The organism is Variovorax sp. P2_H12 (genome assembly GCF_056403395.1).
This window is the reverse complement of sequence record NZ_JBFUFO010000022.1, coordinates 37,458-51,919: the sequence shown is the minus strand read 5'-3', so window position 1 is coordinate 51,919 and position 14,462 is coordinate 37,458. Positions and strand designations below refer to the sequence as shown.

Genomic DNA, 14,462 nt, shown 5'->3' with positions numbered 1-14,462 from the left:
CATGAGCCTGCTCGCGGTGGACCAGCTCGTCATGCAGTTCGGCGACCGGCTGATCCAGAAGGACGTGTCGCTCAAGGTCGAGAAAGGCTGCATCTTCGCCGTCATGGGCGGCAGCGGCTGCGGCAAGAGCACGCTGCTCAAGCACCTGGTGGGGCTGCTGCCGCCGGCGGCCGGCAGCGTGACCTACAGCGGCGTCGACTTCTGGGCCAGCGACGATGCGCAGCGTTCCGCGCTGCGCTCGCGCTTCGGCATGCTGTTCCAGAGCGCCGCGCTGTGGTCGTCGATGACGGTGCTGGAAAACGTCTGCCTGCCGCTCACGCGCCAGACCCGCCTCGATGCGAAGCAGCGCGAGAGCAAGGCGCGGGAGGTGCTCGAATGGGTCGAGCTGGGCGAGTTCGCGGACTTCTATCCGTCGTCGCTGAGCGGCGGCATGAAGAAGCGCGCCGGCCTCGCGCGCGCCATCGCCGCCGAGCCCCCGCTGCTGTTCCTCGACGAACCCTCGGCCGGCCTGGATCCGATCAGCTCGCGCCGCCTGGACGACCTGATCCTCGACATCCGGCACCGCACCGGCGCGGCCGTGGTCTTCGTGAGCCACGAGCTGCCGAGCCTGTTCGCGATCGCCGACGACGGCATCTTCCTCGACGCCGACAGCAAGCGCCCGATCGCGCACGGCTGCCCGCGAGAACTGGCCCGCCAGGATGTGCATCCGACGGTGCATGCCTTTCTCCATCGGGAGGTGCCGCCCGCGGCCGCACCTGCCTCCACCCCATCCAAGGCCACCCCATGAAACGCAACGCCCTGCTGATCGGCGGCTTCGTCGCCGCCGCCTTCGCCATCGCCATCGCGGCCATCCTCTGGCTCGGCGGCAACGACCTGTTCACCCGGCAGCAGAAGGCCCGCGTGTACTACCAGGGCAACGTGAGCGGCTTGTCGGTCGGCGCGCCCGTGACCTTCCGCGGCGTCATGATCGGGCAGGTGACGGACATCGGCATCCAGATGGACGCCGCTTCGCTGAAGACCACGGTCCCGGTCACGCTCCGGCTGCAGCCCTCGGCCCTGCACCTGACCCATGTCACCGAGAACAAGGCCCTCGACCTGCCGGAACTGGTGCAGCGCGGGCTGCGCGCCCGGCTGGCTTCGCAAAGCGTGGTGACGGGCCAGAAGGCGATCGAGCTCGACTTCCTGCCCGACACGCCGGCCACCTTGCTGGGCGGCCCGGGCGCGCCCGAGATCCCGGCGGTGGCGGACCGGTTCGGGGCCCTGATCGACCAGGTCGCCAACCTGCCGCTGCACGACACGGTGGCGGAGGTGCGCCAGGCGGTGCAGGAGCTGAGCACCACGCTGGTGGCGGTGCAGCACACGCTGGACGGCGCCAAGGACGTGCTCGGCGGCGCCGCGAAGGAGCTGCAGCTGACCGGGGCCGAATCGCGCAAGACGCTGACGGCCGCGACCGAGGCCATCCGCCAACTGCAGGGCAGTTCGGAAACCACGCTGCGATCGATCACGCAGCTGGCCGACAGCTCGCGCCAGACGGTGCTCGCGGCCCAGCCGGAATTGCAGCGCACCCTGGTCGGCGCCCGGCAGGCCTCGGAAACGGCCAAGCTCGCGATGGAACGGCTGGCGGACGTCGCGGCACCCGGCGCGCCGCTGCGCGGCGATTTCGAAGCCGCGGTCAAGGATCTTTCACAGGCGGCGCGCAGCCTGCGCTCCTTGAGCGAGCAGCTCGAGGAAAGGCCCAACGCAATCATCTTCGGGAACCCACGCCAATGAATGCACTGAACCGATGGGCGGCCTGGCCGCTGTGCGCCGCGCTGGCGGCGATGCTGGCGGCTTGCGCCTCGACGCCGGCGCCGGTGCTGCTGACGCTGCCGCCGGCCGTGTCGGCAGCGGCCGCCGCTTCCGCGCCGGCCTCCGTCCGCGTGCTGGCCGTGGGCCGGCCCGAGATTCCGGAATACCTGGTCGCGCGCCGCGTGCGCTACCGGGCCGAGGCCAGCACGCTGGGCGAGTGGCCCGACACCTTCTGGGCCGAGCGCATCGAGATCGGGGTCGCGCGCGAGTTCAACGCCGCGCTGCGCGAGCGCCTGCCCGGCTGGCGCCTGTGCGAGGCCAATTGCAGCGAGCAGTCGCCCGCCGCTCTTTCACTGCAGGTGGTGCTGAGCCGCATGGACTATGTGCGCAGCGAACAGCGACTCAAGGCGACCGCGCGCATCGCGCTGTGGAGCACCGAACGCGTGCCGCGCCTGCTGCACGGCGGGGAGTTCAGCTACGACATCCCGGGCGACGCCGACAGCTCGCAATCGCAGGCGCGGGCGTTGACGGAACTGCTGCGCCGGATTGCCGCGCAGGCCGCGACCTCGGTCGCCGCCGTGCCCTGAGCCGAGCAGCGCGGCGGCCACGCGAACCGGCGCCGGCCTCGCTAGCGCAGCGCCTGTTTCTCCGAACGACGCTCGCCCGGGCGATGGACCGGGATGAAGTCGTACGACCCGCCGGCATCCCGCGCGCGCATGCCTGGCATCGCCGGCGCAGCGATCCGATCGGCCCCGCCGCCGAACGCGGTCGACTGCAGCGCCGGGCCGGAGAACGCGGCGCCGCACGGCCGGTCGGACAGGACCGTCTGGCCGCGGTCATCCTTGCAGCGATGGATCTCGGCGGAGGCCATGGCGCTTGCCGCGCAGATGCTGAACACGACGATCGTTCGGGCCACGTGCTGGACCAGGAAGGGCATGGGTCGCTTTCGGTGTTTCGGCGATCCTAGGGGCGCACGGCCTATTTGCAACAAGTTGTATCGACGCGGTCGCGCCGGCCGTGAAAAAAGTCACGCAGGGTCGACGCCCCGAGCCCGAACACCGCCGGTCCGGACGATCGACCACGCCCCACCGAAGCCACCGATCTAAGATGCGGACCCACCTCCCGAGGAAAGCATCTTCATGAAAATGATCGCGCTCGCATCCGCCGCCTGGATCCTCGCTGCCGTGCCGAACTTCGCATCCGCCCAGGGTGATGGCGGCAGCCAGACCCGATGCGAACTCCAGTACAGCACGTGCAAGCAGACGGCCAAGGCCGACTACCAGTTCTGCAAGACCGCCTCGGAGAAGAACTGCCGCCCGCGGCTCGACAAGGCGCTCAAGAACTGCAGCGTCAGCCGCAACAACTGCCAGAACTAGCCGCTAGCCGCGGGGCTTGCCGGCCACCAGCCGCATCCCCGGCATCAGCTCGGCCGCGAGTTCCGGCCGCTCGAGCGCGTACTCGAGATTCATGCGCGCGATCTCCACGTGCTCCTCGCCCAGCGCCTGCGCGCGCGAGCCCTGGCCGCGCTCGATCGCCTGCACCATCGCGTGGTGCGTGCGATGGGCCTGCTTCATCCACTGGTGCCCTTCTTCCATCGACGACTGCATCGGCAGCATCGCGCTCGGCGATGCGAAGGGCTGGCCGTCGAGCATGTCCATCACGCGCTGCAGCGCGACGTTGCCGCAGCCCTGCATGATGAGCTTGTGGAAGCGGTCGTTCATCTCGACGTAGGCCGCGTAGTCGTCCAGGTCCATCTCGGCCTTGTTGACCGCCTTGTCGCCATCGTCGAGGCACTCGTGCAGGTCGCGCAGCAACTGGCGCGAGGCGCCGTCCTCGGCCAGCAGGCGGGCGGCAAAGCCCTCGATCACGCCGCGCACGCGGATCGCGTCGGCGATCTCCTGCGAGGTGAAGCGGCGCATCTGGTAGCCGCCGCTCGGCGACTGCTCGATCAGGCCCTCGTGCTCCAGGCTGGTCAGCGCCAGCCGCACCGGCGTGCGCGAGGCACCGAGTTTTTCCGCCAGCGGGATCTCGGCGAGCCGCTCGCCGGGCACGAATTCACCCTTGAGGATCAGGTCGCGGAGTTGAACCAGCACGCGGGATTGTTGGGAGTCCATCTGGGTCGGCAAAGCGAAGGGATGGTTCGATTCTAAGGAGAACGACGACCATTGCACACAAGCATCGCCAGTTGGTCCGGATGTTGCATGCATCAGAACCATGATGCATCCATTTGAATGGAATGCACCGCATAGGCGCGTCAGACACTAGGTGTTAACCCTTTATTTCAGGCCGTCAACATCCAATTCGAACGGAAAACAATTGACCTTGGACAAAGACAGCTTGGACAATGTATGCAATTGCATGCAGTGCATGTTTCCAACTGTCACCCCTCGATGGAGCACCCATGATCAGCGCTGAACAAAACGATTTCATCACCCGGGTCGGCCCCGGCACCCCCGCGGGTACGCTGCTGCGCCGCTACTGGCAGCCGGTGGCGCTCGCCGACGAACTCGCCGGCCCGCGCCCGGTCAAGCCGGTGCAGTTGATGGGACAGCACTTCGTCCTGTTCCGCGACGAGAAGGGCCAGCTGGGCATGCTCGACCGCGACTGCCCGCACCGCGGCGCCGACCTCGCCTTCGGCCGCCTCGAAGACGGCGGCCTGCGCTGCCCCTTCCACGGCTGGCTGTTCGACGCCAAGGGCAACTGCCTCGAAACCCCCGCCGAACCCGCCGGCAGCAAGCTGTGCAGCCGCATCAAGCAGGCCGCCTACCCGGTGGTCGAGCGCGCCGGCACCGTGTTCGCCTACATCGGCGAAGGCGAGCCGCCGGCGTTTCCCGAGTTCGACTGCTTCGTGGCGCCCGACTCGCACACCTTCGCCTTCAAGGGCCTGTTCGAATGCAACTGGCTGCAGGCGCTCGAGGTCGGCATCGACCCGGCGCACGCCTCGTACCTGCACCGCTTCTTCGAGGACGCGGACACCTCGGAAAGCTACGGCAAGCAGTTCCGCGGCGCCTCGGCCGACTCCGACATGCCGATCACCAAGGTGCTGCGCGAATACGACCGCCCGGACATCAGCGTCGACCCGACCGACTACGGCATGCGCCTGACCGCCTTGCGCAAGCTCTCCGAGACCCAGACCCACGTGCGCGTGACCAACGTCGTGTTCCCGCAGGCCTTCGTGATCCCGATGAGCGCCGAGATGACCATCTCGCAGTGGCATGTGCCGGTCGACGACACGCACTGCTACTGGTATGCGATCTTCACCAGCTTCACCGGCCCGGTCGACAAGCAGCAGATGCGCGACCAGCGGCTCAAGCTCTACGAGCTGCCCGACTACACCTCGCGCAAGAACAAGCGCAACAACTACGGCTACAGCATCGACGAGCAGCGGACCGAAACCTACACCGGCATGGGCGACGACATCAACGTGCACGACCAGTGGGCCGTCGAGTCGCAGGGCCCGATCCAGGACCGCACGCGCGAGCACCTGGGCAGCACCGACAAGGGCATCATCGCCTACCGCCGGATGCTGGTGAAGGCCATCGAGAGCACGCAGGCCGGCGAAGGGGCGCCGATGCTGATCGACGCCGCGCAGGCCAGCGCACTCACCGGGCCGCCGTCGATCGACGGCATCGGCGAGTCCGGCAACACCGACGGCTACTGGCAGAGCGCCGACCGCGAACGCCGCCTCAAGTCGGACTGGGCCTCGGCCCGCCTGGCCGCCGCCTGAGCACGCCACGCCATGAGCTCCTTTGTAGACCGACACGGCCTCTGGTCCGACGACCAGCAAAAGCAGGCCCAGGAACTGGTGCGCCGCATCGATGCCGGTGACCTCGATGTGGTGCGCTTCGCCTGGCCGGACCAGCACGGCCTGCTGCGCGGCAAGACGCTGGTCGCCAGCGAGGCCCGCGCCGCGCTGTGGGACGGCGTCAACCTGACCTCCACGCTGCTGGCCAAGGACACCTCGCACAAGACCGTGTTCCCGGTGTTCGCGGCCGGCGGCGGCTTCGCCATCGAAGGCTTCCAGGGCGGCGCCGATTTCACGATCGTGGCCGACCCCTCGACCTTCAAGGTGCTGCCATGGACGCCGCGCACCGGCTGGATCCTGTGCGACGCCTACATGGCCGACGGCAAGCCCTGCCCGTATGCGACGCGCCAGATCCTGCAGCGCGCGGTGCACCAGCTCGGCGAGATGGGGCTGGACTTCATCGCCGGCCTGGAAGTCGAGTTCCACGTCTTCAAGCTCGACGACCCGCGCATGGGCCTGACCGATTCGGGCCAGCCCGGCGAGCCGCCGCGCGTGTCGCTGCTGTCGCACGGCCACCAGTACCTGACCGAGCTGCGCTACGACCGCGTCGATGCCGTGATGGAGCTGCTGCGCTCGCAGCTGATCGGGCTCGGCCTGCCGCTGCGCTCGCTCGAGATCGAGTTCGGCCCGAGCCAGTTCGAGCTGACCTTCGGCCCCACGGCCGGCGTGCTGCCGGCCGACACCATGGTGCTGCTGCGCAGCGCCATCAAGCAGATCTGCCAGCGCGCGGGCTACCACGCCACCTTCATGTGCCGCCCGCGCATCCCGAACGTGATGTCCAGCGGCTGGCACCTGCACCAGTCGCTGCGCCGCCAAAGCGACGGCGTGAACGCCTTCATGCCCTCGGAGCCCGGCCAGGACTTGAGCGACCTCGGACTGCACTACCTCGGCGGCCTGAAGGAGCACGCCTGCGGCTCGGCCGCACTGGCCAGCCCGACGATCAACGGCTACCGGCGCTACCGCCCCTTCTCGCTGGCGCCGGACCGCGCCATCTGGGCCCGCGACAACCGCGGGGCGATGCTGCGCGTGCTGGGCGGCGTCGGGCAGAATGCGACGCGCATCGAGAACCGCGTGGGCGAGCCGACCGCCAACCCCTATCTCTATCTCGCGTCGCAGCTCTTCTCGGGGCTGGACGGCATCCGCAACAAGACGAACCCCGGCCCGTCGGCCGACGCCCCTTACGAAACGCCCGCCGAACACCTGCCACGCTCGCTCGGCGACGCGCTCGCCTGCCTGCGCCAGGACGCGATGCTGAACGAACAGATGGGCAAGACCTTCGTCGACTACCTGTGCCACATCAAGGAAGCGGAGATCGCCCGCTTCAACCTCGAGGTCAGCGAGTGGGAACACCGCGAGTACTTCGACATGTTCTGACCTCGCCATGCCCACGATCCACTACATCCTCAAGGACGGCAGCAGCCGCAGCGTCGACGCCAAGGCCGGCTCCAGCGTGATGGAGAACGCCATCCGCGGCAACATCCGCGGCATCGATGCCGAATGCGGCGGCTCCTGCTCCTGCGCCACCTGCCACGTCTACGTCGACGACGCCTTCATCGACCGCCTGCCGCCGCCCGACGAGGTGGAGGGCGAGTTGCTCGACGGCGTCGCCTCCGAACGGCAGCCGAACAGCCGCCTGAGCTGCCAGCTCACGATGACCGCCGAGCTCGACGGCCTGACCGTGCGCGTCCCCGAGAGCCAGAGCTGATGCCCGCCGCCCACCCCCTGGTGATCGTCGGCGCGTCCTATGCCGGCGTCCAGCTGGCCGCCAGCGCCCGCGAGCTCGGTTTCGAGGAGCGCATCGTCATCGTCGGCGACGAGCGGCATGCGCCCTACCAGCGCCCGCCCCTGTCCAAGGGCCTGCTGACCGGCAAGACGACCCTCGACCAGCTGCCGTTGCGCGGCCCCGATTTCTTCGAGCAGAACCGCATCGAGCTGCGGCTCGGCCGCCGCGCCGAAGCGCTGGACGCCGGCGCCCGCTCGGTGACGCTGGACGACGGCGCCGTGCTCGACTACGGCTGGCTCGCGCTGACCACCGGCGCGCGCTGCAGGCCGTTCACGCTGCCCGGCGCAGACCTCGACGGCGTGCTCGACCTGCGCACCCTCGACGATGCATTGCGCGTGGCCCATGCCGCCGAGCGCACCCAGCGCGCCTGCGTGATCGGCGGCGGCTTCATCGGCCTCGAAGTCGCTTCGGCGCTGCGCGCGCGCGGCGTCGCGGTGACGGTGATCGAAGCGCAGCCGCATCTGCTGGCGCGCGCCTTCCCGCCCGCGATGTCGGCCTTCGTCGAGCACGCGCATCGCCGCCGCGGCGTCGAACTCCTGACCGGCCGCGGTGTGCGTGCGCTGCATGGCACCCAGGGCCGCGTGGCCGCGGTCGAGCTCGACGACGGACGGCGCATCGATTGCGACCTGGTGGTGCTGGGCATCGGCGTGCTGCCCAATGCCGAGCTGGCGCGCGAGGCCGGCATCGGCGTCGACAACGGCATCGTGGTCGACATGCTGGGCCGCACGTCCGCGCCGCGCGTGCTGGCGGCCGGCGACGTCGCCAGCATGGCGCTGCCGCCCGCACCCGGCGCACCGGCGCGCATGCGGCTCGAATCGATCCAGTCGGCCAACGACGGCGCCCGCGCGCTGGCCTCGCTGATCGTCGGACACGAACGGCCCTGCACGGCCGTGCCCTGGTTCTGGAGCGACCAGTTCGACCTCAAGTTCCAGATGACCGGCCTGGCCGCGCCCGGCGACGAGGTGGTGCTGCGCGGCGACATGGCGAGCGACCGCTTCAGCGTGTTCTACCTGCGCGGCGGCACGCTGGTGGCCGCGCACTCGGTGAACAAGCCGGCCGAGCACATGCTGAGCCGCAAGCTCATCGGCACCCGTGCCCGCTTCACGGCCGGGCAGCTCGCCGACGAATCCTTCGACCTCAGGCCGGCGGCGACGACCGCACCGGAGGCCGCGACCTCCTGAGTCCCGGGGCCGCGCACCGGCCCCACCGTTTTCCCAACCACCCTGCCTGCCGGCCCACCGGCTTCATTGAACGGAGCTTCCACGATGATGATGAACAAGAGAAATGTCCTCGCCACCCTGACGCTGGCCTGCCTCGGTGCCTTCGGCGCCATGGGCGCGGCCCAGGCCGCCGACGAGCCGCTTCGCATCGGCCTGATCGCGACCTACTCGGGCCCCTACGCCGACTACGGCCGCCAGTTCGATGCCGGCGTGGCGCTGTACCTCAAGGAACACGGCGGCAAGATCGCCGGGCGGCCGGTCGAGATCATCAAGAAGGACACGGCAGGCCCGGCGCCCGATGCCGCCAAGCGCATCGCGCAGGAGCTGGTGGTGCGCGACAAGGTGGGCATCCTCACCGGCCTGGACTTCAGCCCCAACGCCTACGCCGTCGCGGCCATCGCCACCCAGGCCAAGATCCCGACCCTCGTGATGAACGCGGCGTCCTCCGCCATCACCAGCAGCTCGCCCTACGTGGCGCGGCTGTCCTTCACCGTGCAGCAGGTGACCGATCCGATGGCGCGCTGGATGGTCAAGCAGGGCGTGAAGGAAGCCTACACGGTGGTCGCCGACTACGCCTCGGGCGTCGACGCCGAGACCGCATTCAAGAAGGCCTTCACGGCCGAAGGCGGCAAGGTGGTCGGCGAAGTCCGCACGCCGATGAACAACCCCGACTTCTCGGCCTACGTGCAGCGGATCAAGGATGCCAAGCCGCAGGCGGTGTTCTTCTTCTTCCCCTCGGGCGTGATGCCGCCGGCCTTCCTCAAGGTGTGGAAGGAGCGCGGCATGGAAGAAGCGGGCATCAAGCTCTACGCCACCGGCGAGGCGACCGACGACAGCTACCTCGACGCCACCGGCGACGTGGCGCTGGGCCTGCTCACGAGCCACCACTATTCCTACGCCCATCCCTCGCCGAAGAACCAGAAGTTCGTCAAGGACTTCGCGGCCGAGTTCGGCGGCAAGCTGCGCCCGAGCTACTTCGCCGTCACCGCCTACGACACGATGGCCGCGATCGACCTCGCGCTCGCCAAGACCCGCGGCGACGTCTCGGGCGACAAGGTCATGGAAGCACTCAAGGGCCTGAGCTTCGAGAGCCCGCGCGGCCCGGTCCAGATCGACCCCGCGACGCGCGACATCGTGCAGACGGTCTACATCCGCAAGACCGAACGCACCAAGGGCGAGCTCGTGAACGTCGAGTTCGACAAGTTCGAGCGCGTCAAGGACCCGGCCAAGGAAAGCAAGTAAGCGAGCGGCCGCCGCGACAGCAGCAACGGGACATCCATGGGAATCGTGATCTTCGACGGAGTGGCCTACGGCATGCTCCTTTTCCTCATCGGGGTGGGCCTGTCCATCACGATGGGCCTCATGAACTTCGTCAACCTCGCGCACGGCACGTTCGCGATGGTGGGCGGCTACGCCGCAAGCGTTCTGATGAACCACTTCGGCGTGGGCTTCTTCCCGTCGCTGGCGGTGGCCTTCGTCGTGGCGGCGCTGGTCGGCGCGGTGCTCGAGTTCCTGTTCTACCGGCGGCTCTATCGTGCGCATCCGCTCGACCAGGTGCTGCTGTCGATCGGCATCGTGTTCGTCTCGGTCGCCGTCTTCACCTACTTCTTCGGCCCGACGATGCAGCCCTTCCAGCTGCCGCCGGTGCTCGACGGCCGGGTGTCGCTGGGGGGCCTGGAGGTCGGCCGCTATCGGCTGTTCCTGATCCTGTGCGGCGTGCTCGTGCTCGCGGGCCTGTTGCTGGTGCTCGGCAAGACGCGCTACGGCGCGATGGTGCGGGCCGCGGTGGACAACCAGCGCGTCGCCGGCGGCACCGGCATCCACGTGCAGCGGCTCTTCTTCCTGACCTTCTCGCTGGGCTGCGGCCTGGCCGGACTGGGCGGCGCCTTGAGCCTCGGCATGCTGGGGCTGGAGCCGTCGTTCCCGCTCAAGTACCTCGTGTACTTCCTGATCGTGGTGTGCGTCGGCGGCGCCGGCACCATCACCGGCCCCTTCGTGGCCGCGCTGCTGGTCGGCATCGTCGATGTCGCGGGCAAGTACTACCTGCCGGAAGCCGGCGCGTTTCTCATCTATGTCGTCATGATCATCATGTTGCTGCTGCGGCCCAACGGCATCATCCCGCGCAAGGGGCTGGTATGAAGCCCATCACAGTTTCGCCGGGCCGCCTGCGTGCGGCCGAGGTGGCCTTCTGGCTCGCGCTGGGCGCCAGCTTCTTCCTGCTGCCGGACAAGCTCACGCTGATGAGCCAGATCATGATCTTCGGGCTGTTCGCGGTCTCGCTGGACATGGCGCTCGGCTACGCCGGCATCCTCACGGTGGGCCATGCGGCCTTCTTCGGCGCCGGCGCCTATGCGGCCGGCCTGCTGGCCAAGCATGGCTGGAGCGAGCCCTTCAGCGGCCTGCTGTTCGCGCTCATGGTGTGCGCCGTGCTGGGCTATGTGCTGAGCTACCTGGTGGTGCGCGGCGCCGACCTCACGCGGCTGATGATCACCATCGGCGTCTGCATGCTGCTGGCCGAGCTGGCCAACCGGCTGTCGTCGATCACCGGCGGCACCGACGGCCTGCAGGGCGTGGTGATCTCGCCGGTGCTCGGACTGTTCGAGTTCGACCTGTTCGGCAAGACCGCCTTCGTCTACGCCTACGCCGTGGTGCTGGTGGTGTTCCTCGGCGTGCGACTGGTGCTGGGCTCGCCCTTCGGGCTCACGCTGCGCGGCATCCACGACAGCCGCAAGCGCATGCTCGCGATCGGCTCGCCGGTGGAGGCGCGGCTGCGCATGGCCTATGCACTGTCGGCCGGCGTCGCCGGCATCGCCGGTGCGCTGCTGGCCCAGACCACGCAGTTCGTCGGCATCGAGTCGATCGGCTTCAACCGCTCGGCCGAGGTGCTGATCATCCTCGTGCTCGGCGGCACCGGCCGGCTGTACGGCGGGCTCATCGGCGCGATCGTCTACATGCTGGTGCACGACTGGTTCGCCGACCTCAACCCGCAGTACTGGATGTTCTGGCTCGGCATCTTCCTGATCGCCGCCGTCATGCTGGGCCGCGGCGGGATCATGGGCGCGCTGTCGCGCCTGGTGAAGACCGGGAGACCTTTATGAGCCGCAGCGCCGCACTTCGCACCCGCGGGCTCGGGATCTCCTTCGGCGCCTTCCGCGCGGTCGACGACGTCAACCTGACGCTCGAACCCGGCGCGCGCCAGGCCCTGATCGGGCCGAACGGCGCCGGCAAGACCACGCTGATCAATCTGCTGACGGGCGTCTTCAGGCCGACCCACGGAACGATCCACATGGGCGAGCGCGAGCTCACCTCGCTGTCCGCCGACAAGCGCGCCCGCCTGGGGCTGGCGCGCACCTTCCAGATCAACACGCTGTTTCCCAGCCTCACGCCGCTGCTGTCGGTGGTGCTCGCGATCAGCGAGCGCGACGGCCTGGGCGCGGTCTGGTGGCGTCCGCTCAAGCGCAACAAGGCCGCGTTCGACGAAGCCCATGCGCTGCTCGGACGCCTCAAGCTCGACGCGCTGGCCGACGTGCCGGTGGCCGAACTGGCCTACGGCAAGCAGCGGCTGCTGGAGATCGCGCTGGCCATGGCCGCCAGGCCGCGCATCCTGCTGCTCGACGAGCCCGCCGCCGGCGTGCCCGAGGACGAGAGCGGCGAACTCTTCGAGGTCATCGCCGAGCTGCCGCAGGACATCAGCGTGCTGTTCATCGAACACGACATGAATCTCGTCTTCCGCTTTTCGCGTCGCATCTCGGTGCTGGTCGCCGGCCAGATCCTTACCGAAGGAACCCCCGCCGAAATCGGCACCGACCCGCGCGTGCGCGAGGTCTATCTGGGCCACGCAGGAGCCAACCATGTCTGAGATGCTCGCCTTCGATCAGGTGGTGGCCGGCTACGGCAACGCCGTGGTGCTCGACCGCCTGGGCTTTTCGCTGGCGCAAGGCCAGAGCCTCGCGATCCTCGGGCGCAACGGCGTGGGCAAGACCACGCTGCTCGAAACGCTGATGGGCAACACCCGCGTGATGCGCGGTGCGCTGCGCTGGTGCGGCGAGGACATCACGCGCTGGCCGGCCCATCGCCGCGTGCGCGCCGGCCTGGGCTGGGTGCCGCAGGAGCGCGAGGTGTTCCCCTCGCTCACCGTCGAGGAGAACCTGACCGTGATCGCGCGGCCGGGCAGGTGGAACCTGCAGCGGGTCTACGAATTCTTTCCGCGGCTGCGCGAGCGGCGCGGCAACTACGGCAACCAGCTGTCGGGCGGCGAACAGCAGATGCTGGCCATCGGCCGCGCGCTGATGACCAATCCGAAGCTGCTGCTGCTCGACGAACCGATGGAAGGCCTGGCGCCGATCATCGTCGAGGAGCTGGCCCGCTCGATCCGCCATCTCTGCGAGAGCGAGGGCCTGGCGTCGATCGTGGTCGAGCAGCACCCGGTGCTGGCCCTCGAGATGACCCACCAGGCGATCGTGCTGGAGCGCGGCACCGTGGTGCATGCCGGTCCGAGCGCGGCGCTGGCCGGCGATGCGGCCCTGCTCGAAGGCCTGCTCGGCGTCGGCATCGCCGAAGTGCCGGCCTGAGGCGGGCCATCGCCGTCTTCACTCCCTTTCCTCTTTTCCTGTCAGGACCACATCATGTCAACTTGCGTCTCCCGGCTGTCCCGCCGCGGCCTCCTCGCCGCCTGCGCCTTCACGCTGGCCGCGCCGGCCGCCTTCGCGCAGGACACCGTCCGCATCGGTCTCATCGCCGAGATGTCCGGCCCCTTCGCCGAGTTCGGCAAGCAGATGGAGGCCGGCATCAGGATCTACCAGAAGCAGTTCGGCGACAGCGTCGCGGGCAAGCGGGTCGAGATCATCGTGAAGGACGTGGCCGGACCGAATCCGGAACTCGCCAAGCGGCTGGCCCAGGAGCTCGTGGTCCGCGACAAGGTGCAGCTGCTGGCGGGCTTCGGCTTCACGCCCAACGCGCTGTCGGTCGCCCCCATTGCGACGCAGGCCAAGGTGCCGATGATCGTGATGAACGCGGCGGCCGCCGACCTGACGGCCAAGTCGCCCTACATGGTGCGCACCTCCTTCAGCTACCCCGACGTGGTGCCGCCGATCGCGCAATGGGCGATCAAGAACGGCTCGAAGAAGGCCTATGTGATCGTCGCCGACTATGCGCCGGGACATGACGCCGAAGCCGCCTTCCTGGCCGCCTACAAGAAGGCCGGCGGCGAGATCGTCGGCAGCGTGCGCACGCCGATGATGACGCTCGACTTCTCGCCCTACATGCAGCGCGTGAAGGACGCGAAGCCGGACGTCCTGTTCGCCTTCGTCAACGGCGGCGACGTGGCGCCGGCCTTCATCAAGGAGTTCCGCGAAAAGGGCCTGCCCGAGGCCGGCGTCAAGCTCATCGGCACCGGCGACATCGTCGACGAAGCCATCATCGAGGTGATCGGCGACCGCGCGCTCGACATCACGACCGTCTACCCCTATTCGATGCATCACAAGTCGGAACTCAACGCGCGCTACGTGCGCGACTTCAAGGCGCAGCGCGATGCAAAGGCGCGCCCGACCATCATGAGCGTGGCGGCCTACGACGGCATGGCCGCGATCTATGCCGCGCTGAAGAAGACCAACGGCAACGCCGACGGCCCGGCGCTGATCCAGGCCTTCCAGGGCCTGCAGTTCGAAAGCCCGCGCGGCCCGATCGGCATCGACGCGAAGACCCGCGACATCGTGCAGGACGAGTACATCCGCCGCGTCGGCAAGGTCGACGGCACGATCGCCAACATCGAGTTCGAGACCTTCAAGGCCGCACACTGATGGCCTGCGATGCGCTGAGGCTGGACATCGCCGGCCTGGCGAAGGCCTACGCGAGCGGCGAGCACACG

Annotated in this window: 16 protein-coding genes; 14 read left to right on the top strand and 2 right to left on the bottom strand. The window is 68.8% G+C overall.

Going from position 1 to position 14,462, the window contains the following annotated elements:
• The first annotated feature begins 1 nt into the window (after position 1).
• Genes AC1DYK_RS16960 through AC1DYK_RS16950 form a run of 3 tightly spaced genes read left to right on the top strand, consistent with a single transcriptional unit; the run spans position 2 to position 2,375 of the window.
• The gene (locus tag AC1DYK_RS16960; RefSeq protein ID WP_478167389.1) at positions 2-787 is read left to right on the top strand and encodes an ABC transporter ATP-binding protein; all 786 of its coding nucleotides are present in this window, start codon (positions 2-4) and stop codon (positions 785-787) included.
• Entirely contained in the window at positions 784-1,770 is a 987-nt protein-coding gene (locus tag AC1DYK_RS16955) for an MlaD family protein (RefSeq protein ID WP_478167388.1), read from the top strand. Before AC1DYK_RS16960 ends, AC1DYK_RS16955 begins: the two co-directional genes overlap by 4 nt.
• Positions 1,767-2,375, top strand: coding sequence for a PqiC family protein (locus AC1DYK_RS16950; RefSeq protein WP_478167387.1), 609 nt, complete (start codon positions 1,767-1,769; stop codon positions 2,373-2,375). Before AC1DYK_RS16955 ends, AC1DYK_RS16950 begins: the two co-directional genes overlap by 4 nt.
• 41 nt (positions 2,376-2,416) lie before the next feature.
• Here AC1DYK_RS16950 and AC1DYK_RS16945 read toward each other — a convergent pair whose 3' ends face one another.
• A complete protein-coding gene (locus AC1DYK_RS16945; RefSeq protein ID WP_478167386.1) occupies positions 2,417-2,725 on the bottom strand; it encodes a DUF4124 domain-containing protein in 309 nt (102 codons plus the stop codon).
• A gap of 202 nt (positions 2,726-2,927) precedes the next feature.
• Here AC1DYK_RS16945 and AC1DYK_RS16940 point away from each other — a divergent pair, with 202 nt between their 5' ends.
• Entirely contained in the window at positions 2,928-3,164 is a 237-nt protein-coding gene (locus tag AC1DYK_RS16940; RefSeq protein WP_478167385.1) for a hypothetical protein, read from the top strand.
• Positions 3,165-3,167: 3 nt separating this feature from the next.
• Here AC1DYK_RS16940 and AC1DYK_RS16935 read toward each other — a convergent pair whose 3' ends face one another.
• Positions 3,168-3,902: a GntR family transcriptional regulator gene (locus AC1DYK_RS16935; protein WP_478167384.1), complete on the bottom strand. Its 735-nt coding sequence runs from the start codon at positions 3,900-3,902 to the stop codon at positions 3,168-3,170.
• 287 nt (positions 3,903-4,189) lie between these two features.
• On the opposite strand from AC1DYK_RS16935, the gene AC1DYK_RS16930 reads away from it, so the two are divergent.
• The 10 genes from AC1DYK_RS16930 (at position 4,190) to AC1DYK_RS16885 (ending at position 14,394) form a co-directional block, all read left to right on the top strand.
• A complete protein-coding gene (locus AC1DYK_RS16930; protein ID WP_478167383.1) occupies positions 4,190-5,515 on the top strand; it encodes an aromatic ring-hydroxylating dioxygenase subunit alpha in 1,326 nt (441 codons plus the stop codon).
• A gap of 12 nt (positions 5,516-5,527) precedes the next feature.
• Positions 5,528-6,967, top strand: a complete 1,440-nt coding sequence (locus AC1DYK_RS16925) for a glutamine synthetase family protein (RefSeq protein ID WP_478167382.1) — start codon at positions 5,528-5,530, stop codon at positions 6,965-6,967.
• A gap of 7 nt (positions 6,968-6,974) precedes the next feature.
• Positions 6,975-7,298, top strand: coding sequence for a 2Fe-2S iron-sulfur cluster-binding protein (locus tag AC1DYK_RS16920; RefSeq protein ID WP_478167381.1), 324 nt, complete (start codon positions 6,975-6,977; stop codon positions 7,296-7,298).
• Positions 7,298-8,557 carry an NAD(P)/FAD-dependent oxidoreductase gene (locus AC1DYK_RS16915; RefSeq protein ID WP_478167380.1) on the top strand — a complete coding sequence of 420 codons (1,260 nt, stop codon included), beginning with the start codon at positions 7,298-7,300 and terminating at the stop codon, positions 8,555-8,557. The genes AC1DYK_RS16920 and AC1DYK_RS16915 overlap by 1 nt, the downstream gene beginning before the upstream one ends.
• An 84-nt stretch (positions 8,558-8,641) precedes the next feature.
• Entirely contained in the window at positions 8,642-9,838 is a 1,197-nt protein-coding gene (locus AC1DYK_RS16910) for an ABC transporter substrate-binding protein (RefSeq protein ID WP_478167379.1), read from the top strand.
• Positions 9,839-9,874: 36 nt separating this feature from the next.
• A complete protein-coding gene (locus AC1DYK_RS16905; RefSeq protein ID WP_478087154.1) occupies positions 9,875-10,735 on the top strand; it encodes a branched-chain amino acid ABC transporter permease in 861 nt (286 codons plus the stop codon).
• Positions 10,732-11,694 (top strand): branched-chain amino acid ABC transporter permease, encoded by a 963-nt coding sequence (locus tag AC1DYK_RS16900; protein ID WP_478167378.1) that lies wholly within the window; start codon positions 10,732-10,734, stop codon positions 11,692-11,694. Before AC1DYK_RS16905 ends, AC1DYK_RS16900 begins: the two co-directional genes overlap by 4 nt.
• Entirely contained in the window at positions 11,691-12,455 is a 765-nt protein-coding gene (locus AC1DYK_RS16895) for an ABC transporter ATP-binding protein (RefSeq protein ID WP_478167377.1), read from the top strand. The genes AC1DYK_RS16900 and AC1DYK_RS16895 overlap by 4 nt, the downstream gene beginning before the upstream one ends.
• Complete coding sequence (locus tag AC1DYK_RS16890; protein ID WP_478167376.1) at positions 12,448-13,167, top strand: ABC transporter ATP-binding protein; 720 nt, start codon at positions 12,448-12,450, stop codon at positions 13,165-13,167. The genes AC1DYK_RS16895 and AC1DYK_RS16890 overlap by 8 nt, the downstream gene beginning before the upstream one ends.
• A 54-nt stretch (positions 13,168-13,221) precedes the next feature.
• Positions 13,222-14,394, top strand: coding sequence for an ABC transporter substrate-binding protein (locus tag AC1DYK_RS16885; RefSeq protein ID WP_478167375.1), 1,173 nt, complete (start codon positions 13,222-13,224; stop codon positions 14,392-14,394).
• Positions 14,395-14,462 lie beyond the last annotated feature (68 nt).

Coding starts and splice junctions, on each gene's coding strand:
- AC1DYK_RS16935 (WP_478167384.1), bottom strand. CDS start 3,902: ATGGACTCCCAACAATCCCGCGTGCTGGTTCAACTCCGCGACCTGATC.
- AC1DYK_RS16960 (WP_478167389.1), top strand. CDS start 2: ATGAGCCTGCTCGCGGTGGACCAGCTCGTCATGCAGTTCGGCGACCGG.
- AC1DYK_RS16900 (WP_478167378.1), top strand. CDS start 10,732: ATGAAGCCCATCACAGTTTCGCCGGGCCGCCTGCGTGCGGCCGAGGTG.
- AC1DYK_RS16905 (WP_478087154.1), top strand. CDS start 9,875: ATGGGAATCGTGATCTTCGACGGAGTGGCCTACGGCATGCTCCTTTTC.
- AC1DYK_RS16950 (WP_478167387.1), top strand. CDS start 1,767: ATGAATGCACTGAACCGATGGGCGGCCTGGCCGCTGTGCGCCGCGCTG.
- AC1DYK_RS16890 (WP_478167376.1), top strand. CDS start 12,448: ATGTCTGAGATGCTCGCCTTCGATCAGGTGGTGGCCGGCTACGGCAAC.
- AC1DYK_RS16925 (WP_478167382.1), top strand. CDS start 5,528: ATGAGCTCCTTTGTAGACCGACACGGCCTCTGGTCCGACGACCAGCAA.
- AC1DYK_RS16940 (WP_478167385.1), top strand. CDS start 2,928: ATGAAAATGATCGCGCTCGCATCCGCCGCCTGGATCCTCGCTGCCGTG.
- AC1DYK_RS16955 (WP_478167388.1), top strand. CDS start 784: ATGAAACGCAACGCCCTGCTGATCGGCGGCTTCGTCGCCGCCGCCTTC.
- AC1DYK_RS16910 (WP_478167379.1), top strand. CDS start 8,642: ATGATGATGAACAAGAGAAATGTCCTCGCCACCCTGACGCTGGCCTGC.
- AC1DYK_RS16915 (WP_478167380.1), top strand. CDS start 7,298: ATGCCCGCCGCCCACCCCCTGGTGATCGTCGGCGCGTCCTATGCCGGC.
- AC1DYK_RS16885 (WP_478167375.1), top strand. CDS start 13,222: ATGTCAACTTGCGTCTCCCGGCTGTCCCGCCGCGGCCTCCTCGCCGCC.
- AC1DYK_RS16895 (WP_478167377.1), top strand. CDS start 11,691: ATGAGCCGCAGCGCCGCACTTCGCACCCGCGGGCTCGGGATCTCCTTC.
- AC1DYK_RS16920 (WP_478167381.1), top strand. CDS start 6,975: ATGCCCACGATCCACTACATCCTCAAGGACGGCAGCAGCCGCAGCGTC.
- AC1DYK_RS16930 (WP_478167383.1), top strand. CDS start 4,190: ATGATCAGCGCTGAACAAAACGATTTCATCACCCGGGTCGGCCCCGGC.
- AC1DYK_RS16945 (WP_478167386.1), bottom strand. CDS start 2,725: ATGCCCTTCCTGGTCCAGCACGTGGCCCGAACGATCGTCGTGTTCAGC.